21 protein-coding genes and 1 pseudogene are annotated in these 23095 nt (G+C 63.8%); 12 read left to right on the top strand and 10 right to left on the bottom strand.

From position 1 onward, the window contains the following. Positions 1-26: 26 nt before the first annotated feature. Complete coding sequence (locus tag B0G81_RS09945) at positions 27-1124, bottom strand: BMP family ABC transporter substrate-binding protein (protein WP_012427110.1); 1098 nt, start codon at positions 1122-1124, stop codon at positions 27-29. A gap of 23 nt (positions 1125-1147) precedes the next feature. After that, positions 1148-2992 (bottom strand): allophanate hydrolase, encoded by a 1845-nt coding sequence (atzF, locus tag B0G81_RS09940; protein ID WP_134143047.1) that lies wholly within the window; start codon positions 2990-2992, stop codon positions 1148-1150. A 415-nt stretch (positions 2993-3407) separates the two neighbouring features. Here atzF and B0G81_RS09930 point away from each other — a divergent pair, with 415 nt between their 5' ends. Next, complete coding sequence (locus tag B0G81_RS09930; protein ID WP_134134901.1) at positions 3408-4994, top strand: gamma-glutamyltransferase family protein; 1587 nt, start codon at positions 3408-3410, stop codon at positions 4992-4994. A 54-nt stretch (positions 4995-5048) separates the two neighbouring features. On the opposite strand, the gene B0G81_RS09925 is transcribed toward B0G81_RS09930, so the two are convergent. From B0G81_RS09925 to B0G81_RS09915, 3 genes are read right to left on the bottom strand one after another with little or no spacing between them, the layout of a single operon-like run. Continuing rightward, complete coding sequence (locus tag B0G81_RS09925; RefSeq protein ID WP_106278030.1) at positions 5049-5639, bottom strand: flavin reductase family protein; 591 nt, start codon at positions 5637-5639, stop codon at positions 5049-5051. Beyond that, positions 5630-6382 (bottom strand): GntR family transcriptional regulator, encoded by a 753-nt coding sequence (locus B0G81_RS09920; protein WP_134134899.1) that lies wholly within the window; start codon positions 6380-6382, stop codon positions 5630-5632. The genes B0G81_RS09925 and B0G81_RS09920 overlap by 10 nt, the downstream gene beginning before the upstream one ends. After that, on the bottom strand, positions 6379-7344 hold the full coding sequence (locus B0G81_RS09915; protein ID WP_134134897.1) for a polysaccharide deacetylase family protein: 966 nt from the start codon (positions 7342-7344) through the stop codon (positions 6379-6381). Before B0G81_RS09915 ends, B0G81_RS09920 begins: the two co-directional genes overlap by 4 nt. Positions 7345-7661: 317 nt before the next feature. Between B0G81_RS09915 and B0G81_RS09910 the strand changes: the two genes are divergently transcribed. The 6 genes from B0G81_RS09910 to B0G81_RS09885 all read left to right on the top strand — a co-directional run bounded on the left by B0G81_RS09910 (position 7662) and on the right by B0G81_RS09885 (position 14062). Beyond that, positions 7662-8720, top strand: a complete 1059-nt coding sequence (locus B0G81_RS09910; protein ID WP_134134895.1) for an ABC transporter ATP-binding protein — start codon at positions 7662-7664, stop codon at positions 8718-8720. A 97-nt stretch (positions 8721-8817) separates the two neighbouring features. Continuing rightward, entirely contained in the window at positions 8818-10113 is a 1296-nt protein-coding gene (locus B0G81_RS09905; protein WP_134134893.1) for a PotD/PotF family extracellular solute-binding protein, read from the top strand. Positions 10114-10209: 96 nt separating this feature from the next. After that, positions 10210-11124 carry an ABC transporter permease gene (locus tag B0G81_RS09900; protein WP_106278039.1) on the top strand — a complete coding sequence of 305 codons (915 nt, stop codon included), beginning with the start codon at positions 10210-10212 and terminating at the stop codon, positions 11122-11124. Positions 11125-11126: 2 nt separating this feature from the next. Continuing rightward, on the top strand, positions 11127-12032 hold the full coding sequence (locus B0G81_RS09895) for an ABC transporter permease (RefSeq protein WP_134134891.1): 906 nt from the start codon (positions 11127-11129) through the stop codon (positions 12030-12032). 140 nt (positions 12033-12172) lie between these two features. Continuing rightward, positions 12173-13450: an acyl-CoA dehydrogenase family protein gene (locus B0G81_RS09890; protein WP_134134889.1), complete on the top strand. Its 1278-nt coding sequence runs from the start codon at positions 12173-12175 to the stop codon at positions 13448-13450. A gap of 93 nt (positions 13451-13543) precedes the next feature. Then, on the top strand, positions 13544-14062 hold the full coding sequence (locus B0G81_RS09885) for an SLATT domain-containing protein (protein ID WP_134134887.1): 519 nt from the start codon (positions 13544-13546) through the stop codon (positions 14060-14062). A gap of 65 nt (positions 14063-14127) precedes the next feature. Here the strand turns inward: B0G81_RS09885 and B0G81_RS09880 are convergent, their stop codons facing one another. Continuing rightward, positions 14128-14832 carry a YceH family protein gene (locus tag B0G81_RS09880; protein ID WP_106278047.1) on the bottom strand — a complete coding sequence of 235 codons (705 nt, stop codon included), beginning with the start codon at positions 14830-14832 and terminating at the stop codon, positions 14128-14130. A 207-nt stretch (positions 14833-15039) separates the two neighbouring features. Between B0G81_RS09880 and B0G81_RS09875 the strand changes: the two genes are divergently transcribed. From B0G81_RS09875 to B0G81_RS09865, 3 genes are all read left to right on the top strand, one after another. Then, positions 15040-15612, top strand: coding sequence for a lipocalin family protein (locus B0G81_RS09875; protein WP_134134885.1), 573 nt, complete (start codon positions 15040-15042; stop codon positions 15610-15612). A gap of 77 nt (positions 15613-15689) precedes the next feature. After that, positions 15690-16268, top strand: a complete 579-nt coding sequence (locus tag B0G81_RS09870; protein ID WP_134134883.1) for an XRE family transcriptional regulator — start codon at positions 15690-15692, stop codon at positions 16266-16268. 8 nt (positions 16269-16276) lie between these two features. Continuing rightward, the gene (locus B0G81_RS09865; RefSeq protein WP_134134881.1) at positions 16277-16810 is read left to right on the top strand and encodes a GNAT family N-acetyltransferase; all 534 of its coding nucleotides are present in this window, start codon (positions 16277-16279) and stop codon (positions 16808-16810) included. An 11-nt stretch (positions 16811-16821) separates the two neighbouring features. On the opposite strand, the gene B0G81_RS09860 is transcribed toward B0G81_RS09865, so the two are convergent. Continuing rightward, positions 16822-17217 (bottom strand): PaaI family thioesterase, encoded by a 396-nt coding sequence (locus B0G81_RS09860; RefSeq protein WP_106278392.1) that lies wholly within the window; start codon positions 17215-17217, stop codon positions 16822-16824. A gap of 283 nt (positions 17218-17500) precedes the next feature. Between B0G81_RS09860 and B0G81_RS09855 the strand changes: the two are divergent. Further along, positions 17501-18423, top strand: a pseudogene (locus tag B0G81_RS09855) (MFS transporter). A 16-nt stretch (positions 18424-18439) separates the two neighbouring features. Here the strand turns inward: B0G81_RS09855 and B0G81_RS09850 are convergent. Next, positions 18440-19072, bottom strand: a complete 633-nt coding sequence (locus B0G81_RS09850) for a LysE family translocator (protein WP_116144921.1) — start codon at positions 19070-19072, stop codon at positions 18440-18442. A 153-nt stretch (positions 19073-19225) separates the two neighbouring features. Here B0G81_RS09850 and B0G81_RS09845 point away from each other — a divergent pair, with 153 nt between their 5' ends. Beyond that, positions 19226-19483, top strand: a complete 258-nt coding sequence (locus B0G81_RS09845; RefSeq protein ID WP_134134879.1) for a BON domain-containing protein — start codon at positions 19226-19228, stop codon at positions 19481-19483. Positions 19484-19486: 3 nt separating this feature from the next. Here B0G81_RS09845 and B0G81_RS09840 read toward each other — a convergent pair whose 3' ends face one another. Beyond that, positions 19487-20647, bottom strand: a complete 1161-nt coding sequence (locus tag B0G81_RS09840) for an acetate/propionate family kinase (protein WP_134143046.1) — start codon at positions 20645-20647, stop codon at positions 19487-19489. Between the two features lie 13 nt (positions 20648-20660). Beyond that, positions 20661-23054, bottom strand: a complete 2394-nt coding sequence (locus B0G81_RS09835) for a phosphoketolase family protein (protein ID WP_134134878.1) — start codon at positions 23052-23054, stop codon at positions 20661-20663. Positions 23055-23095: the final 41 nt, after the last annotated feature.

The following is a 23095-nucleotide window of genomic DNA, read 5'->3' as shown; positions in this document are numbered from 1 at the left end:
TGAAGCAAACATCGCCGTCACCGGAATCAGATCTGGCCGACGACACCCGCGACCAGATAGTTCATGCTCTCCAACGTGTAGTCGGTCTGACTGTGACTCGCGCCCGAGGCGATTGCCGTGCCGCCTTTGTTGTCCTTCATCGGGCCTTTGAAGATCACGAAGTTGCCGGCCACCATGCTGCTTCTGATCGAGTCGGCGTTCTGCTTCGCGGCGGCCGTCACTTTCGCGCCATACGGCGACATCTTCACGAAGCCTTCTTTCAGGCCGCCGCGCAATACGTTGGGCTGTGGCGTGCCGGCTTGCGCGCCCGTCACCAGTTGCTTGTACGGCGTCGCCCAATCCCATTCCGCGCCGGTCAGATATCCCTTGGGCGCAAGTGCGGCCTGGCTCGCGTGATAGCCGCAACTCATCGCGCCGCGTTTTTCCGCTGTCTCCACCACGACCTTCGGACCGTCGACGTGACAGGTCAGCACGTCGCAGCCCTGATCGACGAGACTGTTGGTGGCTTCCGCTTCCTTGACCGGCATCGACCAGTCGCCCGTGAAAATCACCTGCGTGGTGATCGACGGATCGACCGACTGCGCGCCGAGCGTGAACGAATTGATATTGCGCAGCACCTGCGGAATCGGCTTGGCCGCGACGAAGCCGAGCTTTTTGCTCTTCGTCATATGGCCGGCGACCACGCCGTTCAGGTACTGGCACTCGTCGATATAGCCGAAGTAGCTGGTGATGTTCGACGGGTTGCCCTGCTTCCACAACCCGCCGCAATGAGCGAATCGCACCTTCGGATACTTCGCCGCCATCTTCAGCACGTGCGGGTCGAAGTAGCCGAATGAGGTCGCGAAAATGAGCGTCGCGCCGTCCTGTTCGATCATCGCTTCCATGGTCTTCTGCACGGCGATGGTCTCGGGCACGTTCTCTTCTTCCACCACCTTCACGTCCGGCATCTTCTTGATCACCGCGGCCGCTTGTGCCTGCGCCTGGTTGTAGCCGTAGTCGCCGCGCGCGCCGACGTAGATCACGCCGACGGTGGTCTTCGGCGCGGCGAACACCGACTGGATGGGCAGAATATTGCCGAGCGTCAACAGGCTGGCGCTCTTGATGAAATGGCGGCGGCTGGTCATGGTGTCCAATTCCTGATCGAAGGTTAAAGAGCGTTGGCCTGAGGGCTGGCTTGCGGCTTTGGCTTGAGGCTGGCCAGATACGCGAGCCAGCCGCCGAACGAGGTGATGTCGAGTGCACCGCTGTCGTCGCTCACGGCGGACGGCTCGCAGATGAAGCCCTTCACGCTGTGCCCGTCGGCGAGTTGCAACGTGCCGATGCCTAGCGGCGCGGGCACGTCGGCGACAAATTGACCGAAGGTACGCAGCGGCACTTCCCAAAGTTCGATGGCGATCGGCCGGCCTTGCTGTTGCGTCGAACGCACGAGGCCGGGCTTCGGCGGCTGAGTGTTGGCGAGCGCGTAGAGCTTGTAGCCTGGTGCGGTGTGCGTCGCTTTCACGAAACGCGCGCCGGCTTGCTGGAGTTGCCAGTTCAACGGCTGGCCGCGCAAATGCGCGCCGACCACCGCGAGGGTGATGGTGGGCTCCTGAAACGGCAACGGCTGGATGAGCGCGGTTGTCGTAGTGGCTTCCGCGGTTTCGGCGCGATTCGCGAACAACGCCTGAATCCGTGCGCCCAGTTCGGCGAGGCGCCGATCCGCGCCGCTCGGCGCGATCAGCGTCACGCCGGCCGGCAAGCCGTCGCTGCGCCGCTGACACGGCACGGCCAGCGCGCATAGATCCAGCAGGTTGACGAAGTTGGTGTAGTAGCCGAGCTGACTGTTCAATTCGACGGGACTGGCCTGCACGTCGGCGATTAGCGGATGCGTCGGCGTGGTGGGAACGATCAGGACGTCGATCGTTTCGAACAGTGCTTCGGCGTGACGCTTCAGGTCCGCTAGCGCGTACTGACCGTTAAAGGCATCGGCGGCGCTGAACTGCTCGGCCTTGCCGATCACTTTGGCCACGACCGCGTCGATCGCCTGATGATGGGTCTTGAAGAACGTGCCGAGCGCCGCGCGCCGTTCCGCGACCCACGGGCCGTCATAGAGCAAGGCGGAGACCGCTTTGAGCGGCTCGAAGTCGATTGCTTGCGTGGGCAGATGCAGATGCGTCGTGAGCGTGTCGAGCGCTTGTGAAAACGCCTGGCTCGCTACTGCGTCGCCATAGAACTCCAGGCGCTCCGGCACGCCAATCCGTGGAGCCGGACGCAACAAGCCGAGAGCCGGCACTTTGCGCGAGTAGCCGTCGAGCGGATCGAAACAGGCGATTTCGGTCAGCACGCGCCAGGCATCGTCCACGTCTGGTGCGAACACGGAGATCGTATCGAGGCTTCGGCACGCGGGCACCACGCCACGTTTGCTGACCAGTCCCAGCGAAGGTTTCAGACCGGCCAGCCCGTTGAATCCGGCCGGCACGCGGCCGGAACCCGCGGTGTCGGTGCCGAGCGAAAACGCTACACAACCCGTCGCCACCGCGACCGCCGAGCCGGAGCTCGATCCGCCCGACACGTGCAACGGCGACTCGCTGTGCCGCACGGCGCCATACGGCGAACGCGTGCCGACGAGGCCGGTGGCGAACTGATCGAGATTGGTCTTGCCGATCAGGATGGCGCCGGCATCGATGAGCCGCTGCACGGCGAACGCCGACGTGTCCGCCGTGTAGGCGAAAGAGTCGCAAGCGGCCGTGGTCGGCAAGCCGGCGACGTCGATGTTGTCCTTGACCGCGAACGGCACGCCGAACAGCGGCATGTGCTCGAACACCGCGCTGCCTTGGGCGTCGTATAACGCTTCGAGTGCCTTCGCGCGAGCCTGCAAATCGGCTGCCGGCACGCGCAGAATCCAGACTTCCGGGCGGTCGATTTCGTCGATTCGCGCCAGCGCCGATGATACGGCTTCAGTCGGCGTCAGGCTCCCCGCAGCGTATGCGGCGAGCAGACCTTTGACCGTCATGGGTGAAGGATTAAGCACCTGTTTTTCCTTGAGTTCAATCTTGAATACAAGTTTGGACTCAAATTAGCAGGAGCTATGCCAAGTGTTTATTCAACCTCAATAAACCGCTTCGAACCCTTGCTGGGCGGGGTTCTTCCGTCCGTGCCGATGCGCGAAGCACCGCCGGAAACGCCCCGCCCCACGCTGCCCGTGGTGCAGCGCTCACCAACTCGGGGCTCACGCGCCCTGGATTCGCGCCGGCGCGCGCTTCGGCAACGCGGGCTGCGATGCCGGGGCAACCACGAACGCTCGCACCATCTCATGCGCTGTCGCTCATCGGCGCGCGCGGCAGCGACCGAGCGTTGCTTCGCCTCGCGCGCAATCTACGATCTATACTCGCGACACGTTTTCGCGAACCCTCAGTAGCGGAGCATCGATGCACGATCCACAACCCGCCGTCGCGCGAGGCGGCATGGTCACCAGTCCGCACGCGTTAGCCAGCGAGGCCGGCCGCGAGGTCCTGCGCGCGGGCGGCAATGCCATTGAAGCGGCCATCGCGATCGGCGCCGCGCTGTGCGTGACGTACCCGCATTTCACAGGCCTTGGCGGCGACGCCTTCTGGGTCATCGGCGACCGGCAAGGCACGTTGCGCACGTTATCGGGCATCGGCCAGGCCGCGGCGCAACTGCCGGCGTTCGACGCTGCGATTCCGGTGCGCGGTCCGGCTTCTGCGATCACCACCGCCGCGACCGTCGATACATGGCATCGGGCTTACGAAATCAGCCAAAGCGTTTGGGGCGGCGAGCAGTCGTGGTCGTCGCTGTTCGACCGTGCACTCGAACTTGCCGCCGACGGCTTTCCCGTCACACCGTCGCAGCATTTCTGGCAAAGCCTGCGCGCCGGCGAATTGCAGGCGTTGCCCGGCTTCGCGGCGATTTTCGCGCCGCACGGCCACATTCCCGCGATCGACGAGCGCTTCGTTCAACCCGCGTTGGCAAAGAGCCTCGATCGTATTGCGCGTTTCGGCGCGCGTGAGTTCTATGAGGGCGACCTGGCTGAGCGGATCGCCCATGGTCTCCGGCAAGCCGGTTCGCCACTCAGTGCGACCGACCTGGCCCGCACGCACGCGCGCAACGAAGCACCGCTGCGGGTCGCCTATCGCGGCGGCGAACTGGTGAGTTTGCGTCCGCCCACACAAGGCGTGACGACCTTGCAGATCATGGGCACGCTGGAGCGTTTCGATTTTGCCGCCATTCCGGAAGGCAGCGCCGATTACTATCACGTGCTGGTGGAAGCGGTGAAATGCGCGTTCGTGGATCGTGACCGCTTCGTCTGCGATCCGGAGTTCAACCTCGTGCCGGTCGACGAGATGCTTTCACCCGCCACGCTCGACGCCCACGCCCGCGCGATCCATCCGCGTAAAGCGCGCGCATGGCCGCATGTGTTCCGTCCGGGCGATACCGTGTTCATCGGCGCGACGGATCGCGAAGGCCGCAGCGTGAGCGTGTTGCAAACGGTCTACTTCGATTGGGGCAGCGGCGTGGTGGCGGGCGACACCGGCATTCTGTGGCACAACCGCGGCGCGTCGTTCAGCACGAACCCCGCACATCACAATGCCGTGCAGCCGGGCAAGCGGCCTTTCCATACGCTCAATCCCGGCATGTATGTGAAGGACGGCCGGCCGCAACTGCTGTTCGGCACGCAAGGCGCGGACGGTCAGCCGCAAACGCTGGCGGCGATTCTCACGAGGCTGATCGACTACGGCATGGATCCGCTGACCGCCCTCGCCCGTCCGCGGTTTCTGCTCGGCAAGACGTTCTCCGACACGCGCGACGCGCTGAAACTCGAAGCGGACGCCGGCGCGGACGTGTTCGCGGCGCTCGCCGCACGCGGACATGAAGTGAGCGCGATTGCGGCGCAAAGTCCGTTGGCGGGGCATCCGGGCGTGATCCGCATCGAGGCGGACGGCTCGGCCACCGGCGCGCACGATCCTCGCAGCGACGGCCGGGCGCTCGCGGTGTGATCCGACGTGACGTGTCGTGACGTGGTGCGCGGCTACGTGATGGACGCTGGGGCCTCACCCAAGGGTGAACCGGTCCCGCGTCGTCACATAGTCGCTCGCGCCGAAGCGGCCCACCGGGAAATAATGCTGCAGCCGGACACGCCACGTTTGCGTGTCGATCAACTCGTCGCGCGCGTGCAGCCGATGCACGCGTCCGATGAAAATCTGCCGGCTCGTCGTCTCCAGCGTCTCCCATGTCGTGCACTCGAACGCGACGGGCGCTTCGGCGATGCGCGGCGGCTTGACGTGCGAACTCGGCACCGGCGTCAAGCCGACTTCGGCGAGTTCGCTCACGTTCGGCGGCAATCTTTCGCCGCAGCGGTGCATTTTTTCCGCGATGGCTTCGTCCGCGAGATGCACCACGAACTCGCCGGTGCGCACGATGTTCACCGCTGTGTCCTTCAGCGTGCCGTCGGCCACCCGGTTGACGCTGATCATCACGATCGGCGGCTCCTCGCCGAGCATGTTGAACATCGAGAACGGCGCGGCGTTGATGGTGCCGTCGGCGCCAAGCGTGGTGACGAGCGCGATCGGGCGCGGCACGATCAGGCTCGCCATCAGCTTGTAACGCTGATATTCGGTGATCGCTTCGAAATCTATTTCCATGTCGGCGCCTGGTTGGGAGTGACGGATGCGGTGATGCCGAGTAACTGGCCGAGGCTCTTTTCGCCGCGCATCCGCGAGGTTTCGATCCGTTCTTCAAGGTCGCGCAAATGCGCTTCCATATGCGCCATCGCGCCTGCCGCATCGCGTGCCTCGATGCAATCGACGATCGCCGCGTGCTCCGCGTGTTCGCACGGCGCATGCCCCGGCGGTTCATACACGCCGACAATCAGCGAGCAGCGCGACACCAGTTCCTTCAGATAGTTTTGCAGGATCGAATTGCCGGCCAGCGCGGCGATACGCATATGAAAGCCGCTGGCGAGCGTCGCCCAGGAAGGCTGATCGAAGCGATGCATCGCCTCATGTTCGCTCGCGAGCTGTTGACGCAATGCCTTGATGTCTTTGGCGTTCGCGCGCTGCACGGCCAGTTCGACCAGCATCCGTTCGACGGAGCGGCGCGCTTCGAAGATCTCGCGCGTTTCCTCGGGCGTGGGTTCGGCGATCACCGCGCCCTTGTTCGGCCGCAAGACGACAATGCCGTCATACGCGAGCTTTTCCAGCACGCGCCGCACCACCGCCCGGCCCACGCCGAACAGCTGGCACAGCTCGGGCTCCGGCAGCTTCGTGCCCGGCGTCAGACGATGATTCAGCACGCCGTCGAAGATCGACTGGTAGATACGTGCGTCGAGATCCGCGTCGTCTTTCAGAGGCTTTTTCGCGGTGGCCGCGCCGGCTTTCGCGTTCATGCGATGGCCGGGCGCACGATGCCGTCCCGCTCCAGCACGTCCATATGATCGGCAATGGCGCCCGGTGTGGTGATCCACACGTCGCCTCGGGCGCGCGCCGCGGCGATATGTTCGAGCGCGCGGCGCAGATGCCGCAAACGATACGGCTGCCCCACCAGATACGGATGCAACGCGATGCCCATCACGAGCGACTGCGGCTGTGCACCGCGATTGGCCTGTTCGAGCATCTCGTCGAACTGGTCGACGATCATGTCGGCGAACGCGCGGCCATCCATATGGCGGCCCACCATCATCGGCAGATCGTTGAGTTCCTGCGGATACGGAATCGACCAGAGCGGCGCACCGCGTGTGGCCATCCGCACGGGACGATCGTCGTGACACCAGTTCAGTGTGTAGCGATAGCCGGTTTCCGCGAGCAGATCGGGTGTGAGATGGGACTCGGAAATCCACGGCGACAGCCAGCCGTGCGGCGCTATACCGGACACTTCGGCGATCCGTTCCCGGCAATGCAGAAGCAGTTCACGTTCGCCGGTTTCGTCGAGATCGCTCTGGCGGTGCGCGTTCGTATGGCCATGGCCGATCAGTTCGTCGCCGCGCGCCACACAGGCCGCGATTAACTCCGGGCAATGATCGTAGAGCGCGGTGTTGATCAGCGTGCCCGCGGGCAGCTCGAGTTGATCGAACAGCTCGATGCAGCGCCATGCGCCGACCCGATTGCCGTATTCGCGCCAGCTATGGTTCAGCACATCCGGCTGCGGCGAGATCGGACCGAGCGCGGCGCCGAGCCCTTCGCCAAAGGCAAAGTGTTCGATGTTGAAACCCAGATAGACCGCGAGCCCGCTGCCGCCGGGCCAGCGGTACGCGTCGCTGTCGGTGATCGGGCGGTACGCGAAGCGGCCATGCGTGGCAAGCAATTGACGCGCGCGACTCGCTGCGGCGGCCATGTTCCGTATGTCGTTCATTTGAGGAAGCCGTGGGTGAGAAAAAGCGCCGCGCCGCGTGTGCGCATGAACCGGAATGGCCGGTTCATGCCCCGCGACGGACCCGGCGCGCACCGCGATCGCGCAAAAGAATCGTTGGAATCGCTAACGATCGACGCTGCGGATCGTTTGCAATATGTGAGCCAACTCGTAGACGTTAAGCACACCGGCGCGTCGGCAATCAATCGGCTATCGCAATGCGAACGATGGCACATGTCTTGCATTTGCCTGGTCTCGTTCAGGCGCCGCGTTGCTTTCCGCGTCCCTCGCTTCATCGTCGCTCACGAGGACACCCCTTCATGATTCAGCCTGCTTCAACGGTGCTCGAAACCAAAGCCGCCGATATCGAACTGGTGCACGTGTCGAAGCAATACGGCGACTCGCTTGCCGTCGACGCGATCGATCTGCGCATCAACGGTGGCCAGTACTGCTGTCTGCTCGGGCCGTCGGGATGCGGCAAGACCTCGACCTTGCGCATGATCGCCGGGCATGAATCGGTCACCGACGGTGACATTCTGATTGCCGGCCGCAATGTCACGCGCGCCGAACCCGCTGCGCGCGGCACGGCCATGGTGTTCCAGAACTACGCGCTGTTTCCGCATCTGAGCGCGCTCGACAACGTCGCGTTCAGCCTGAAAATGCGCGGCGTCGCCAAGGACGCACGGCGCAAACGCGCCGCCGAATTGCTCGAACTGGTCGCCATGTCGGCGTACGCCGAACGCAAACCGGCTCAGTTATCCGGCGGCCAGCAGCAACGGGTCGCGCTTGCCCGCGCGTTGCTGAATCAGCCGGGCTGCCTGTTACTCGACGAACCGCTCTCCGCGCTCGACCCGTTCCTGCGTGTGCAGATGCGCGCCGAACTCAAGCGCTGGCAGAAAGAACTCGGCATCACCTTCGTGCACGTCACGCATTCGCAGGAAGAAGCGATGGCGCTGGCCGATCTCGTCGTGGTGATGAGCCATGGACGTATCGAGCAAAGCGGCACGCCGCACGAAGTGTTCAACCGTCCGCGCACCGAGTTCGTCGCGCGCTTTCTCGGCGGTCACAACGTCTTCAATACCAATGGCCGCGCGTTCACCGTGCGCGCCGATCATCTGCGTGTCGTGCCGCATGGCGTTACGCCGGTGCAGAACGCGAGCGGCGACAACGGCATGACGCGCATCGGCGGCGTGCCCTGCACCGTGCGTGAAGCTGAATATCAAGGCACGCATCTGCGCGTGACGCTCGACCCGCTCGACGGTTCGCCCGAACTCGTCTCGCTCGTGAGCGACGGCGATTACGACCCGGCGCGGCTCGGCCCCGAGGCGCGCGTGGTGGTCTGGTGGGAAGAGCGGGACGCGCATCCGCTTGCGGCGTGAGTAACGAACCGAGTCGTCCAGACGTGGCTGCAACTTCGAACAAGCGATAACCAAACGCCAACCAAGCGTCAATCGAACGTCAACTGAGGAGAAAGCAATGAGTGAAGCGAACGAAAGCCCGGCAGCGGCCGCAACGGATGTGAAGGAAAAAGGCCTGTCGCGCCGCACGTTCATCAAGGGCGCGGTGGCGGCGGCCGGCATTGCCGGTTTTCCGTACGTGCACGCGCAGGAAAAAATCACGTTGCGCTACCTCGGCACGGCGGTCAATCAAAGCGCCGACATCGCGAAGAAGTTCAAGGAAGACACCGGCATCGAAATTCAATACGTGCCGGTGACCACTGACGACGTCGCCAAGCGCATCATCACCCAGCCCAACTCGTTCGACATTGTCGACACCGAATACTTCGCCCTCAAGAAGCTGATTCCGGCCGGCACGCTGGCCGGCATGGACGCGAAGCGCATCAAGCTCGCGGACAAGATCACGCCGGTGCTCACGCGCGGCGAAGTGAACGGCAAGAAGATCGGCGATCAAGGCACCGCGCCGAAGAAGGTGATGTTCCTCACCGGCCCGCGCTCGACGGAATTCTCCGCCACGCCGACCGAATGGATGACGCTGCTCCCCACCACCTACAACGCGGATACGCTCGGCATTCGGCCCGACCTGATCAAGCGGCCCATCGACAGTTGGGCGGAACTGCTGAATCCGCAGTTCAAGGGCAAGGCGGCGCTGCTGAACATTCCCGCGATCGGCATCATGGATTCGGCCATGGCGATCGAGGCGATGGGTCACGTGAAATACGGCGACAAAGGCAACATGACCAAGGCCGAGATCGACCAGACCATCAAGATTCTGATCGAAGCAAAACGCGCCGGCCAGTTTCGCGCATTCTGGAAGGACTTCAACGAGAGCGTGAACCTGATGGCGTCGGGCGAAGTGGTGATCCAGTCGATGTGGTCGCCGGCGGTCACGAAAGTCCGCACCATGGGTGTCGCCTGCAAGTTTCAGCCGCTCAAGGAAGGCTATCGTTCGTGGGCGTCGGGCTTCGGTTTCCCGCGTTCGCTGCAAGGCAAGAAGCTCGACGCCGCCTATGAGTTCGTCAACTGGTTCCAGGACGGCTGGGCGGGCGCGTATCTGATGCGTCAGGGCTATTACTCGGGCGTGCTGGAAACCGCGAAAACGCACATGCAGCCGTACGAGTGGGACTACTGGATCGAAGGTAAACCAGCCGCGCAGGACATCAAGGCACCGGACGGCCAGTTGCTCGAAAAAGCCGGCACCGTGCGCGACGGCGGCTCGTACAACCAGCGCATGGGCGCGATTGCCTGCTGGAACGCGGTGATGGACGAGAACATCTATATGGTCCAGAAGTGGAACGAGTTCATCGCGGCCTGATCGCAGCCGTGGTTCGCCATGACAGCCGGCACGCGACACGCCGGCTGTCACCACCTGTCCGAATGAACGCATAGTCCATTCCTTAGAAATACGCCCATGGCAACGATCGACCTTCCCTCGCACGCGCAGGACGAGCCCGTCAAACATCGCCGCGCGCCGGCGTGGTTGCAGGCGACGCCGCTCTCGCTGACCTTCCTGCTGTTTTTCATCGTGCCGCTGGTCATCACGCTGATCGTCAGTTTCTGGGACTTCAACGAATACCAGATCATTCCCGCATTCACGCTGAAGAACTACGCGGCGATCTTCAACGGCTGTTCGTCGCTCACGGACGTTTGCGTCACTTTCAAGACCTACTGGTCGACGCTCAAGTTCTGCGCGATCGTGTGGACAGTGACCCTGCTTCTGGGATTTTCGATCGCTTACTTTCTCGCGTTCCATGTGCGCACCACGAGCATGCAGACCGTGCTGTTTCTCGTCTGCACGATTCCGTTCTGGACCTCGAACGTGATCCGCATGATTTCGTGGATGCCGCTGCTCGGGCGCAACGGTCTCGTCAATCAGGCGCTGCTCGGCGCGCATCTGATCGACCAGCCGCTGGAATGGCTGCTGTATTCGAACTTTTCGGTGGTGCTCGCTTTCGTTCACCTCTACACGTTCTTCATGATCGTGCCGATCTTCAACGCGATGATGCGCATCGACCGCTCGCTCCTCGAAGCCGCGCGCGACGCCGGCGCGAGCGGCTGGCAAGTGGTGCGAGACGTGGTCCTGCCGCTGTCGAAAACCGGCATCGTGATCGGCTCGATCTTCGTCATCACGATCGTGATGGGCGATTTCCTGACCGTCGGCGTAATGGGCGGCCAGCAGATCGCGTCGGTGGGCAAGATCATTCAGGTGCAAACCGGCTACCTGCAATTTCCCGCTGCGGCGGCCAACGCGATCATGCTGCTCGCCGTGGTGCTGATGATCGTGTGGGGCTTGACGCGGGTGGTCGACATCCGCAAGGAGTTGTGAAGATGCAGGCCATTCGCGTCAAACATCGTGAGCGCCGTCCGGCGAGCTTCTATTGGCTCGCGCTGCTGTTCGGCCTGTTCGTGTTGTTTCTTTATGGTCCTGTGATCACGATTTTCATTCTGTCGTTTCAAGGCGCCGAAGGCGGCCTCACGTTTCCAATGCGCGGTGTGTCGCTACACTGGTTCGCCATGTTGCGCGATGGCGTGGGCGATGTCGATATCTGGGGTGCGTTCGGACGTTCTGTGCGGCTCGCGTTGGCAGTCACGGTGCTGACGGTGCTCTTTTCCGTCGCGGCCGGTCTCGCGTTTCGCAGAAAATTTCGCGGCGATACCGCGGTGTTCTATGTCTCCGTGGCCAGTCTCATCATGCCGTCCATTATCGTTTCGCTCGGCATCGGCTTGACGTTCCGCCTGCTGGATAACGGCGTGAAGTACTTCGCCACCGCGTGGGGCTATCAGTCTTTCGCCGACAGCTATACCACGTCGATGGGCCTGTTCACCTCGGCACTCGGCGCGCATCTGACGTGGACGCTGCCGTTCGGTCTGCTCGTCATGTTCGCAGTCTTCAACCGCTTCAATCCCGCTTACGAAGAAGCCTCGCGCGATCTGGGCGCCACCCCATGGCAAAGCTTCCGGCATGTGGTGCTGCCGATCATCGGTCCCTCGGTGGTGGGCGTCGCCATGTTCGGCTTCACGCTCTCCTGGGACGAAATCGCCCGCACCTCGCAGGCGATCGGCGACCAGAACACCTTGCCGCTCGAGCTTCAGGGTCTCACCACATCGGTGACCACGCCGGTGATCTACGCGCTGGGCACCATGACGACGCTGTTGTCGCTGACCGTGATGGGCGTGTGCCTGCTTGCCGTGCGCATACTCGCGCGCAGGCGCGTGGCGGCGGGACTGAAATAAGCCGCGCGCCTATCGCGGCGCGCGCCACTACCATTTCACTCCTGCTGCTAAGAATCGGCCAAATACTTCGTTGCTAGCGCCCTGCCGCGTCCCTTAACGTTCTCTGATTGCGCCTTGCGCGCACCCGTTTCGGAGAACCCATGTCCGCAGTTCAAGCAATGAATCCCGATCACAGCATCGCCGACGCCGCGCAACTCTTCGGCGACGACCCGCTGACCCGGTGCTTCGCACCGGTTTTCGCGCGTATCGCCGAGGGCGCGGTCGAGCGCGAGCAGCGTCGCGAACTCGCCTATGCGCCGGTCGAGTGGCTCCGCGAAGCCGGCTACACCAGGCTGCGGGTGCCCAAACAATACGGCGGCGAAGGCATCTCGCTCGCGCAGTTCTTCGCGCTGGTTACGCGCCTTGGCGAAGCGGATTCGAATCTGCCGCAAATCCTGCGCGTGCATGGCGGCTTTATCGAATCGCTGCTGGAACAAGGCGATGAATCGTTGCGCGACCGCTGGCTCACACGTGTCGCGCAAGGTCAGATTGTCGGCGGCGCGGTGTCGGAGCGCACCGGTGTCACCAACAACAGCGTGCGTCTCACGCAAACCGGTGGCGCCTGGCATCTCGATGGCGAGAAGTACTACACCACCGGCACGCTCTACGCGGATTGGGTCGACGTGACCGCGCATGACGGCCAGAGCGACGTGCGCGTGCTCGTCAAAGCCGACACGCCGGGCCTCGAACGTATCGACGATTGGGATGGTTTCGGGCAACGGCTCACGGGCAGCGGCACGGCGCGCTTCACTCGTGTGGCGGTTTCGCCCGACAATCTCTATCGGCGCTACAACGCCTCCGAGCCGCGTCGCAACAGTCTGCTCACCGCTTACTACCAGGCGCTGCATGTCGCGAACCTTGCGGGCATCAGCCGCGCGGCGCTGCGCGACGCGGTCGCGTTCACGCAAACCAAAACGCGCACGTTCGGTGTGCCGGGCGAATCGAGTCCGCGCGACAATCCGCTCGTGCATCGCGTGGTCGGGCGGCTCGCGAGTCTGGCTTACTCGACGCAGAGCATCAGCGCGTCGCTCGCGCGTGCCATCGACGAGGTTTCGGTCGCGCGACAGGAAGGCCGTACCACCGAACACACCTACATCAACCTCGACATCCAGACCTTCCAGGCGCAACAGATCGTCATAGAGCAGACGTTGCAGGCGGCGACGCTGCTGTTCGAAGTGGGCGGCGCATCGGCGACCAGCGAGACGCGCCGTTTCGATCGCTACTGGCGCAATGCCCGCGTGCTGGCGTCGCACAATCCCGCGATCATTCGCGAGGCCGCAATCGGTGATTTTTACCTGAACGGCAACGCACACAACGAGCGCTTCGGCGTGGCGCGGGAAACGGTGCCGGCAACCGAAGCGGCCACGGCAACAGCATAGGACCGCTGCCGCGCGGGTCGCCGGCTTCGTATGGCACAGTATCGTCAGGCGCATGCGCTAAGCTTGCGCAACCGAACAGCCCTGACGAGCGACATGAAGAACCTGCCTGCCTACGAGCCGCCGGTCGACGAGAACCAGCTTTTGCTGAAATGGATCCGGCGCGCGCGCGAATCCCAGATGAGCCACTACGACATGGCCGACCTGCTGTCGGCGCGCGACCGCAAGGTCGGCTGGCTCGTGACCGCCCTGACCGCTTTCGTGGGCACGGCGGTGTTCGCATCGCTGAATCTGTCGGCGGTTTCGCCGGAACTCAGGATTTTCGTCGGCCTCGTGAGCGTGACGGCCGCGGTCTCCGCCGCGTTGCAGACGTTCCTGCGCTACGCCGAGCGCGCCGAAAAGCATCGCGCGGCCGGCGCGCGCTATGGCGCGGTGCGCCGCAGGCTCGAAGCAATTTTCGCGGGCGATGCCGATGCGCGTGACGGCCATTACCTCACGGCAATTCGTGATGAACTCGACCGGCTGGCCGAAGATTCGCCCAACGTGCCGCCGCGCGTTTTCTACCGGACGCAGCGGACGCTGTCCACGGATGCGCAGCGTAAGCGCGGCGACTAGTGCCGTGAGTTCAACGGGTCGGGCAGACGAGCAGCAGCATCGGCCGTTCGCGCTCTTCCGCGGCGTCATTCGCCTGCGGTGAGATCCCCTGCATCGATGCCCAACTCCGCCGCCATGCGCCGGACGACGATCTGCAGGCGGCTCACTTCATCCGCAAGCCGCTTCTGTTCGGCCTTGAGCGCCTCGAACGCGGACAGCGGCACCGAGTCGTCTTCATCGCCCGGCTGCGCCAGCTCGCTCGCGCTCACTTCACCACATAGCAGATGCGTCCAGCGGTTCTCGCGCTCGCCCGGCGTGCGCGCGAGTTTGACGACCCGTGGCGGGTCGTTGGCCGCCAGTTCGTCGAGAAACGCTTCGACCGACGAGATATCCGCAAAGCCATGCAGACGCGCGCTGTTCAGGCGCAATTCAGCCGCGGTTTGCGGGCCGCGCAGCAGCAAGGTGGTCAGCAGCGCCGCCGACTGGCTCGGCAGCCCCAGCACGCGATTCATGTTGTGCTCGAAGCGCGGCACGCGGCTGCTGCTGCCTTCCATCACGAGGCTGAGCCGCTTCAGGCCGTCGACGGCGGTCAGCACCTCGGCTTCAGTGGCGTTCATCACCGGCGCGCGGCCGGTTTTCTGGTTGCAGCCCAACGTCAGCGCGTTGAGCGAAAGCGGATAGCTGTCCGGCACCGTGTGCTGCTTTTCGACGAGCACGCCGAGCACGCGTCCTTCGAGCAGGGTCAACGCGCGGATCGATGGACGGGAAGAAGCGTCGGGAGTGGAATTCATAAGTGATGTCGCGGCAATAGCCGCCGGGTCTCGTGGATGAGGTGCCTTACCGTTGCACAGCCGGACGGCGTTTTCTGGTTTGTGGGCACTATGATAAACGGCCCAGGGCGCGCGAGTGTGCGAATCTCGGCGGCATCGTGGCGCGCGCGGCGTCGCCTGGCATGTCGCGTGCTGCCACAGGAAGTCCATCATTCATGGAGTCAGTCAATGGCCCTACGCCGACAATCGGTGCTGCGCGCGAGCGCCCTTTCACTTGCGATTGGCGCGGTGTGCCTGCTCGGCGCCTGCGCGTTCAGCCCTGCCGGCAAGAGCGGCAACGCGCACGTGCCGGAGCCCGCCAAGCCGGTCGACCTGAACCGCTACCTCGGCCGATGGTACGAACTGGCGCGCTATGAAAACGGCTTCGAACGCGATTGCGAAGCCGTCACCGCCGACTACGCCACGCGCGAGGACGGCCTGATCGACGTCACCAACAGTTGTCATAAGGGCGGCGTGAACGGAGCGCTCGACGTGTCGAAGGGCCGTGCGAAAGTGGTCGCCGGCTCGGAGAATGCCAGGTTGAAGGTGTCGTTCTTCGGACCGTTCTTCGTCGGCAACTACTGGGTGCTGGATCACGCGGACGACTATAGCTGGTCGATCGTCGGCGAGCCGAGCGGCCGTTATCTATGGATTCTCACGCGTGAGGCCATTCCTGCTGCGAGCGCGAAGGACGCGCTGATCGAGCGGGTTCGCGCGCTCGGCTACGACACGTCGATGCTGCGCATGACCCGGCACGAGTAAGCCGGCGCGCTGCCACGGTCAAGACGCCGCTTTTTTTCCAATTGACGAGTTTCCATATTCGAGATAATTTCCCGAATATGGAAAACGCACTCTCACCCTCGGACGACAACGCCATCGACCGCCGCATCGCCCAACGGCTGCGGGCCTTGCGCGCCGAGCGCAACTGGTCGCTCGACGATCTCGCCAAACTCAGCGGCGTTAGCCGCGCGACCTTGTCACGCCTCGAAAACGCCGCCGTGAGCCCGACCGCCAGCGTGCTCGGCAAGCTCTGCGTGGCCTACGGCCTGCCGATGTCGCGCCTCATGCACATGGTCGAGGAAGACTTCGCGCCGCTCGTGCCGCGCGCCGCCCAGCCGGTCTGGACCGACGCCAGCGTCGGCTTCCGGCGGCGCTCCGTCTCGCCGCCCGCGCAAGCGCTGAGCGGCGAGGCGCTCGAATGCGAATTCGACGCGGGCGCGCGCATCACTTACGACGCGTCGCCGCGGCCTGGGCTCGAACATCATCTGATTTTGCTCGACGGGCAACTGCAAATCACCGTCGACGGCCAGCGCCACGACCTGCAACCGGGCGACTGCCTGCGCTATCAACTGTTCGGCGCCAGCGCATTCGTGACGCCCACGCACAGCGGCGCCCGCTACCTTCTGTTCATCGTGTGAGCCAGAGCATGAGCGAGACCATCAGCACCATCGCCACCTTCACCGCCGACGACCTTCTGCGTCACCTTCCCGAACTCGGCGCACTGCTGCGTGCCTGCGTGCATGACGGCGCCAGCGTCGGCTTCGTCATGCCGTGCGATGTCGAGGAAAGTGAAGGGTTCTGGCGCGGCAAAGTGCTGCCTTCGCTGCGTGCCGGCGGCTTGGTGCTGTTGGTCGCGCGTCAAGGCGAAACGATTGCCGGCACCGTGCAACTCGATTACGACACGATGCCGAATCAACGGCATCGCGCCGAAGTGCGCAAGCTGCTGGTTCATCCTGGCTTTCGCCGCCAGGGCGTCGCGCGCGCTCTGATGACGGAGCTCGAACGCCATGCGTCTGCACTGCAACGCAACCTGCTCACGCTCGACACCCGCACCGGCGACCACGCGGAGCCGCTTTATACCGAACTGGGTTATCGAACCGCGGGCGTGATCCCAGGGTACGCGCGCGGCACGCACACCCATGAGTTCGATGCGACCACCATCATGTACAAGGCGCTATGAGCGGGTGCCTCTCAAGCCGGCCGTGAATACTTGAAGGTGCCCTGGGCGCTTGCGATCAGCAGCTTGCCGTCCACCCAGGCCTCGCCGCGCGAGAAGAAAATCGAGCGGCCAGCGCGCTCCAGAAACCCCTTCGCGGTGACGGACTCGCCAAGTCCCTTGTCGAGATAGTTGGTGGTCAGCGAGAGCGTGAAAGCATGCCGCGCCGGTGCGCCGCTTTCCGCAAAGATTCCCGCATAGCCCGCCGCCGCATCGAGCAGCGTCGCGATCGCGCCGCCTTGCAGCACGCCCTGGCGATTGAGCTTGCTCGCATCGATCGGCATGAGCAGTTCGGCGTAGCCGTCGCGCCATTGCGTGAGACGAACGCCGAGCGATTCGAGAAACGGGTTGTCGATGGGAAAGTCGGACATGGGTGAGCCTTTGTGTTCGAGACAAGAAATGCGCCGCGCGGGTGGCGCGCGGCCGATCATCGGTGCAGTCAGCATACCCGGTCCATGGCGACCCGCCATTCAGGATGGAATCAGAACCGCGCCGACCGACGTTACCGGCTTGCTCTCCTTGCGTCGCCCGAAAGCCCTCGGATCGGCCGCGCCCTGCCCGCTTCGTCGATCCAGTTGCCCGCTCTCGGGCACAATCGGTTCTTCGCCGCTCGCTGCGGCCCGACGTCATTCGCCCGCTTCGCATCCTGCCTCGATGAGTTCAGCCACTCCCGCCGACGGTGCGCCGCACTGGCAGCGCAATCTCTATGTCTGCCTGTTCGGCTCGTTCACGACCATCGTGGCAATGACCCTGCTGCTGCCTTTCCTCCCGCTCTATGTGCAGCAGCTCGGTGTCGATTCGGCCGCGGCCGCCGTGCAATGGTCCGGCGTCGCATTTGGCGCAACCTTCCTCGCTGCCGCGCTGGTGTCGCCGCTGTGGGGCCGCATGGCCGACCGCTACGGACGCAAGCTGATCCTGATTCGCGCGAGCCTCGGCATGGCCATCGTGATGTCCTTGTTGGGGCTCGCGCAGAATGTCTGGCAACTGGTGGGGCTGCGGTTTCTGGCGGGGCTGGTCGGCGGCCCGTGCTGGCGATGCTGTTCACCTCCGGCTTGCTGATGTTCGCGAACATGTCGATTGAGCCGATCATCACCGTGTATGTCAGCCAGCTGGTGCACGACGCACGGCATGTCACGCTGGTGTCGGGCTTCGTGATGTCGGCCTCGGCGCTGGGCAGCGTGCTGGCGGCTTCGCGGGTCGGCCGTCTGGCCGACCGCATCGGCGCGCCCAAGGTGATCGTGGCGTGTCTCGCCGTGTGCGCGGCCTTGCTGGTGCCGCAGGCGTTCGTCACGAGCGGCTGGCAACTGGTGGCGCTGCGTTTTTTGATGGGTCTTGCGCTGGCCGGCCTGCTGCCGTCCATCACGAGCGTGATCCGCCACAACGTGCCCGACCGCTCGGCCGGCTACATACTCGGCTATGCGACCTCGGCGAATTACGCGGGACAGGTGGCGGGGCCGCTCGCGGGCGGCTTTGCCGGCGCGCATCTCGGCATGCCTTCGGTGTTTCTCATCACCAGCGCGTTGATGCTCTGCGGGGCGCTGTTCAATGGCTGGGTGTTCAGGGCGCGCAACGAATAGCGCGCCTCGACACAACTCAGCGACGCGAATCGAGCGCGATGCGTACCGCGAGTCCGGCGAGCACGGTGCCCATCAGCCAGCGCTGCACCTGCAGCCACACCGGCCGGCCGCCGAGAAACACGGCGATCGAACCCGCCATGCTGGCGATCAGCGCGTTGATCGTCACGCTGACGACGATCTGCACGCACCCAAGCGCGATGGACTGCGCAAGCACACTGCCGTGTCCCGGCGAAATGAACTGCGGCAGCAGCGACAGGTACATCACCGCGATCTTCGGATTGGCGAGATTGGTGACGAGGCCCATGGTGAAAAGCTTGCGGCGGCTGTCGTGCGGCAGATCGCGGACCTGGAACGGCGAACGGCCGCCCGGTTTGACCGCCTGCCACGCCAGATACAGCAGATACAGCGCGCCGCCGAAGCGCAATGCGTCGTACGCGTACGGCACCGTCAACAGCAGCGCGGTGATGCCGAACGCGGCGCAGAACATGTAGAACACGAAACCGAGCGCGACGCCGCCGAGCGAGATGAGACCCGCGCGCCGCCCCTGGCAGAGCGATCGCGAGATCAGATAGATCATGTTCGGACCCGGCGTCAGCACCATGCCGAGCGAAACCAGGCCGAAAGCGAGCAGCGTTGTGAATGCGGGCACGGCATTCTCCTCTGTGAGCGGAAGTTGGGCAGTGGCGTCGAATATAGCCGATCCAGCCATTCGCCGTGTCTCGACATGGCTGCCGTTGCCGGCTACAAAATCCCGTAGTTCTGCTAGTGTTCTCCCCATACGTATCACCGCAGCGGAGAAACCATGCCTCATGCCCGAGCAAAAAGATCGGCAGACAGCGCACGCCTGAGCGACGCACAAATCGCCGCAGAGGCGACCCGCCGTCTCGCCTGGGACGCCGCGGTCCCCGAACACGCCGTAAAAGTCCATGTCTCGCGCGGCCGCGTCACGCTGCGCGGCGAACTGCAGCGCGATCAGCAACGCACCGCCGCGCTAGAAGACGTGACGCGCCTGTTCGGTGTAACCGGCGTATCGGATCACACCGTCGTCAAGGCCGAATGAAGGTCAGCCCTTAGTTGCCTGGTGCAATAGCATGCGGCAATGCCGCGCGATCTGCTTTTCCTCTTCCGTGTGAATCGCTCTCACCTTGCTGGCCGGATCACTTTCCGTCAGCCCCATGAAAGCCAACCCGTCGCACACGCGCTTACGGATCTCTTGGCTGTGTTCGCCGATACCGCCGGTGAACACCAGCAAATCAATTCCGCCCAGCAGCGCCGCATAGCCGCCAATCGTCTTGCGCACGGCGGTCGCGAACGCATCGAGCGCCAGCGACGCATTCGCGTCGCCCGCCGCTGCGCGTCTTTCCAGTGCCTGCATATCGCTCTCGCCGTCCGCGTAACCGGCGAGACCGCTCTGGCGGTTCAGCAGCGTCTCCAATGCGTCCGCGTCGAGCTTCTCCACGCGCATCAGATACAGCAGCACGCCCGGATCCAGATCGCCGCTGCGCGTGCCCATCGGCACGCCGCCGGTCGGCGTCAAACCCATCGACGTATCGATCGATTGACCGTCGCGCAACGCGCACACGCTCGAACCGTTGCCGAGATGCGCGAACACCGCGCGCGCCGGCAAGTCGGCGCCGAGCCGTGTCACCAGCGATTCATACGAGAGCCCGTGAAAGCCGTAGCGCATCACGCCGGCTTCCGCGTAACGGCGCGGCAATGCAAGCTGCGCCGCGCGCGGTGGCAGCGTTGCGTGAAATGCCGTGTCGAAACAGGCGAAATGCGGCGCGTCGTCGAAAATCTTCTCGGCCTCGTCGATCAACGCAAGCGCTGGCGGAATATGCAGCGGCGCGAAGTGCACGGCCTCCTGCAATCGACGGCGCACGTCCGCGGTAACGCGCTGATGCGCGCGCAAATGCGGTCCGCCGTGCACCACCCGATGCCCCACCGCCGCAGGTCGCGCATGGTGCTGTTCCTTGAGCACCTGCGCGAGCCTTTGCAACGCGTCGATCTGCGATTCGAGCACGCGCTCCTGCTCAACCAGCACGCGGCCATCGGGCGCCTTGATCCGCAGACTGCCGTCGTCGCGCCCGATGCCCTCGGCACTGCCTTCCAGCAGCAGTGATTCGTCACCGCCCGCGTGCCTGAACAGCCCGAACTTCAGCGACGACGAACCGCTGTTCAACACCAGAATCGTTTGATCGTCAGCGCTGTTTTCAGTGTGCATGGTCATGCCTCGCTCAGCCTTTCCACGTCCAGTTGCGGATTTCTTCCTTATCGATGCCCTCGGCATGCGCATATGCCAGGTGCTCGATGATCTGGCCACGCAGCCATTCCTTCGCATGGTCGCCGACACCGCGCAGCTTCGGCACGCGGTCGATCACGTCGATCGCCAGCGAAAAACGATCGACCTGATTGATGATCGCCAGTTCGAGCGGCGTGTTGATGTTGCCTTTCTCGTGATAGCCGTGCACATGCAGGTTGTCGTGGTTCGTGCGGTTATAGGTCAGCTTGTGCACCAGCGAAGCATACGAGTGGAAGTTGAAGATCACCGGCTTGGTCGCGGTGAACAGCGAATCGAAATCGCGGCTGGACAGGCCGTGCGGATGCGCATGCTCGGGCATCAGGCGAAACAGGTCGACAACATTGACGAAACGGATCTTCAGATCGGCGAACTGCTCCTTCAGAATCTGCACGGCGGCGAGCGCCTCCATGGTCGGGATGTCGCCGGCGCAGGCCATCACCACGTCGGGTTCGACGCCCTGATCCGTCGACGCCCAGTCCCAGATGCCGATACCCTTGGTGCAATGCGTGACGGCGGCGTCCATGTCGAGATACTGCAGATGCGGCTGCTTGTCGGCGACGATCACGTTGACGTAATCGCGCGAACGCAGGCAATGATCCGCGACGCTCAACAGGCAGTTCGCGTCCGGCGGCATATAAATGCGCACCACGTCCGGGCTTTTATTCGTGACGACATCCAGAAAGCCGGGGTCCTGGTGCGTGAAACCATTGTGATCCTGACGCCACACGAGCGACGTGATCAGCAGGTTGATCGAGGGCACCGGCTGACGCCAGCCGAGGTCGCGTTTGGCTTTCTCCAGCCACTTGGCGTGCTGGTTGAACATCGAATCGATCACGTGGACGAACGCTTCGTACGTGGCGAACAGACCATGGCGCCCGGTCAGCACATAACCTTCGAACCAGCCTTCGAGCGTATGTTCGCTGAGCATTTCCATCACGCGGCCGTCCACCGCGAGTTCGCCGCCGTCGGCGTCGCTCGGCACAGTTTGCGCGAGCCAGGTTTTTTCCGACGCCTCGTAGATCGCGGTCAGCTTGTTGCTCGAAGTCTCATCGGGGCCGAACACGCGGAAGTTCGTCATGTTGTTGCGCATCACGTCGCGCAGGAACTTGCCGAGCACCTCGGTCGGCGACGTGTACGAGCCGCCTGGCTTTTTCACCGCCACCGCGTAATCGCGGAACGGCGGCATGTCGAGCGTCTTGCAGAGCAGCCCGCCGTTCGCATGCGGATTGGCGCTGATGCGGCGCGCGCCTTCGGGCACGAGTTCGCGCAGTTCTTTCACGAGCCGCCCTGCATCGTCGAACAGCGTTTCGGGCTCGTAGCCGCGCAGCCAGTTCTCGACCAGTTTCAGGCTCTTGCTATTGGTCACCGGGTCGAGCACGGGCACCTGATGCGCGCGCCACGAGCCTTCCACCTTGTGACCGTCGACTTCCTTCGGACCGGTCCAGCCTTTGGGCGAACGCACCACGATCATCGGCCAGCGCGGCCGCGACGCGTCGTTGTTCTCGCGCGCATGCTGCTGGATCGCGCGAATTTCGCCGATGCATTGTTCCAGGGTCGCGGCCATCTGCTGATGCATGACGGCCGGATCGTCGCCTTCGACGAAATAAGGTTTGTGGCCGTAGCCGGTCAGCAAGGCTTCGAGTTCCTCGCGGGGGATGCGCGCGAGAATGGTCGGGTTGGCGATCTTGTAGCCGTTCAGATGCAGTACCGGCAACACCGCTCCGTCGCGGATCGGGTTGAGAAATTTGTTCGAATGCCACGAAGTAGCGAGCGGGCCGGTTTCCGCTTCGCCGTCGCCGATCATCACGGCGACGATCAGGTCGGGATTGTCGAACGCGGCGCCGTAGCCGTGCGAAAGGCTATAGCCGAGTTCACCGCCTTCGTGAATCGAGCCGGGTGTCTCCGGTGTGCAATGCGAACCGATGCCGCCGGGAAACGAGAACTGCCGGAAGAAGCGCTGCATGCCGGCTACGTCTTCACTGCGGTCGGGATAGATTTCCGAGTAGTGGCCTTCCAGATAACAATTGGCCAGCGTGGCCGGTGCGCCATGACCGGGACCGGCTACGTAGATCACATTCAGATCGAGCTTTTTGATCAGCCGGTTCAGATGCACGAGCAGGAAGCTCTGCCCTGGGTCGGAACCCCAATGGCCCAGCAAACGGTTCTTGATGTGTTCGGGTTTCAGCGGCTCGCGCAGCAGCGGATTGTCGCGCAGATAGATCATGCCGGCAGAGAGATAGTTGCAGGCCCGCCAGTAGCGATCCATGTTGCGCAACGTGTCGGCGTCCAGGGTTTGCGGCGGTGTGGGTTGGGAGGTTGCTTCAGCCATGGTGTCACTCCTCGAAAAGGACTGTCAGGCAGGTTGGCGAA

This window comes from Paraburkholderia sp. BL6665CI2N2 (genome assembly GCF_004366535.1).
Lineage (GTDB): Bacteria > Pseudomonadota > Gammaproteobacteria > Burkholderiales > Burkholderiaceae > Paraburkholderia.
This window is presented reverse-complemented; position numbering and strand designations above follow the sequence as displayed.

Coding starts and splice junctions, on each gene's coding strand:
- B0G81_RS09840 (WP_134143046.1), bottom strand. CDS start 20,647: ATGCACACTGAAAACAGCGCTGACGATCAAACGATTCTGGTGTTGAAC.
- B0G81_RS09915 (WP_134134897.1), bottom strand. CDS start 7,344: ATGAACGACATACGGAACATGGCCGCCGCAGCGAGTCGCGCGCGTCAA.
- B0G81_RS09925 (WP_106278030.1), bottom strand. CDS start 5,639: ATGGAAATAGATTTCGAAGCGATCACCGAATATCAGCGTTACAAGCTG.
- atzF (WP_134143047.1), bottom strand. CDS start 2,992: ATGACGGTCAAAGGTCTGCTCGCCGCATACGCTGCGGGGAGCCTGACG.
- B0G81_RS09900 (WP_106278039.1), top strand. CDS start 10,210: ATGGCAACGATCGACCTTCCCTCGCACGCGCAGGACGAGCCCGTCAAA.
- B0G81_RS09880 (WP_106278047.1), bottom strand. CDS start 14,832: ATGAATTCCACTCCCGACGCTTCTTCCCGTCCATCGATCCGCGCGTTG.
- B0G81_RS09945 (WP_012427110.1), bottom strand. CDS start 1,124: ATGACCAGCCGCCGCCATTTCATCAAGAGCGCCAGCCTGTTGACGCTC.
- B0G81_RS09895 (WP_134134891.1), top strand. CDS start 11,127: ATGCAGGCCATTCGCGTCAAACATCGTGAGCGCCGTCCGGCGAGCTTC.
- B0G81_RS09890 (WP_134134889.1), top strand. CDS start 12,173: ATGTCCGCAGTTCAAGCAATGAATCCCGATCACAGCATCGCCGACGCC.
- B0G81_RS09920 (WP_134134899.1), bottom strand. CDS start 6,382: ATGAACGCGAAAGCCGGCGCGGCCACCGCGAAAAAGCCTCTGAAAGAC.
- B0G81_RS09875 (WP_134134885.1), top strand. CDS start 15,040: ATGGCCCTACGCCGACAATCGGTGCTGCGCGCGAGCGCCCTTTCACTT.
- B0G81_RS09905 (WP_134134893.1), top strand. CDS start 8,818: ATGAGTGAAGCGAACGAAAGCCCGGCAGCGGCCGCAACGGATGTGAAG.
- B0G81_RS09910 (WP_134134895.1), top strand. CDS start 7,662: ATGATTCAGCCTGCTTCAACGGTGCTCGAAACCAAAGCCGCCGATATC.
- B0G81_RS09885 (WP_134134887.1), top strand. CDS start 13,544: ATGAAGAACCTGCCTGCCTACGAGCCGCCGGTCGACGAGAACCAGCTT.
- B0G81_RS09845 (WP_134134879.1), top strand. CDS start 19,226: ATGCCTCATGCCCGAGCAAAAAGATCGGCAGACAGCGCACGCCTGAGC.
- B0G81_RS09870 (WP_134134883.1), top strand. CDS start 15,690: ATGGAAAACGCACTCTCACCCTCGGACGACAACGCCATCGACCGCCGC.
- B0G81_RS09860 (WP_106278392.1), bottom strand. CDS start 17,217: ATGTCCGACTTTCCCATCGACAACCCGTTTCTCGAATCGCTCGGCGTT.
- B0G81_RS09835 (WP_134134878.1), bottom strand. CDS start 23,054: ATGGCTGAAGCAACCTCCCAACCCACACCGCCGCAAACCCTGGACGCC.
- B0G81_RS09930 (WP_134134901.1), top strand. CDS start 3,408: ATGCACGATCCACAACCCGCCGTCGCGCGAGGCGGCATGGTCACCAGT.
- B0G81_RS09865 (WP_134134881.1), top strand. CDS start 16,277: ATGAGCGAGACCATCAGCACCATCGCCACCTTCACCGCCGACGACCTT.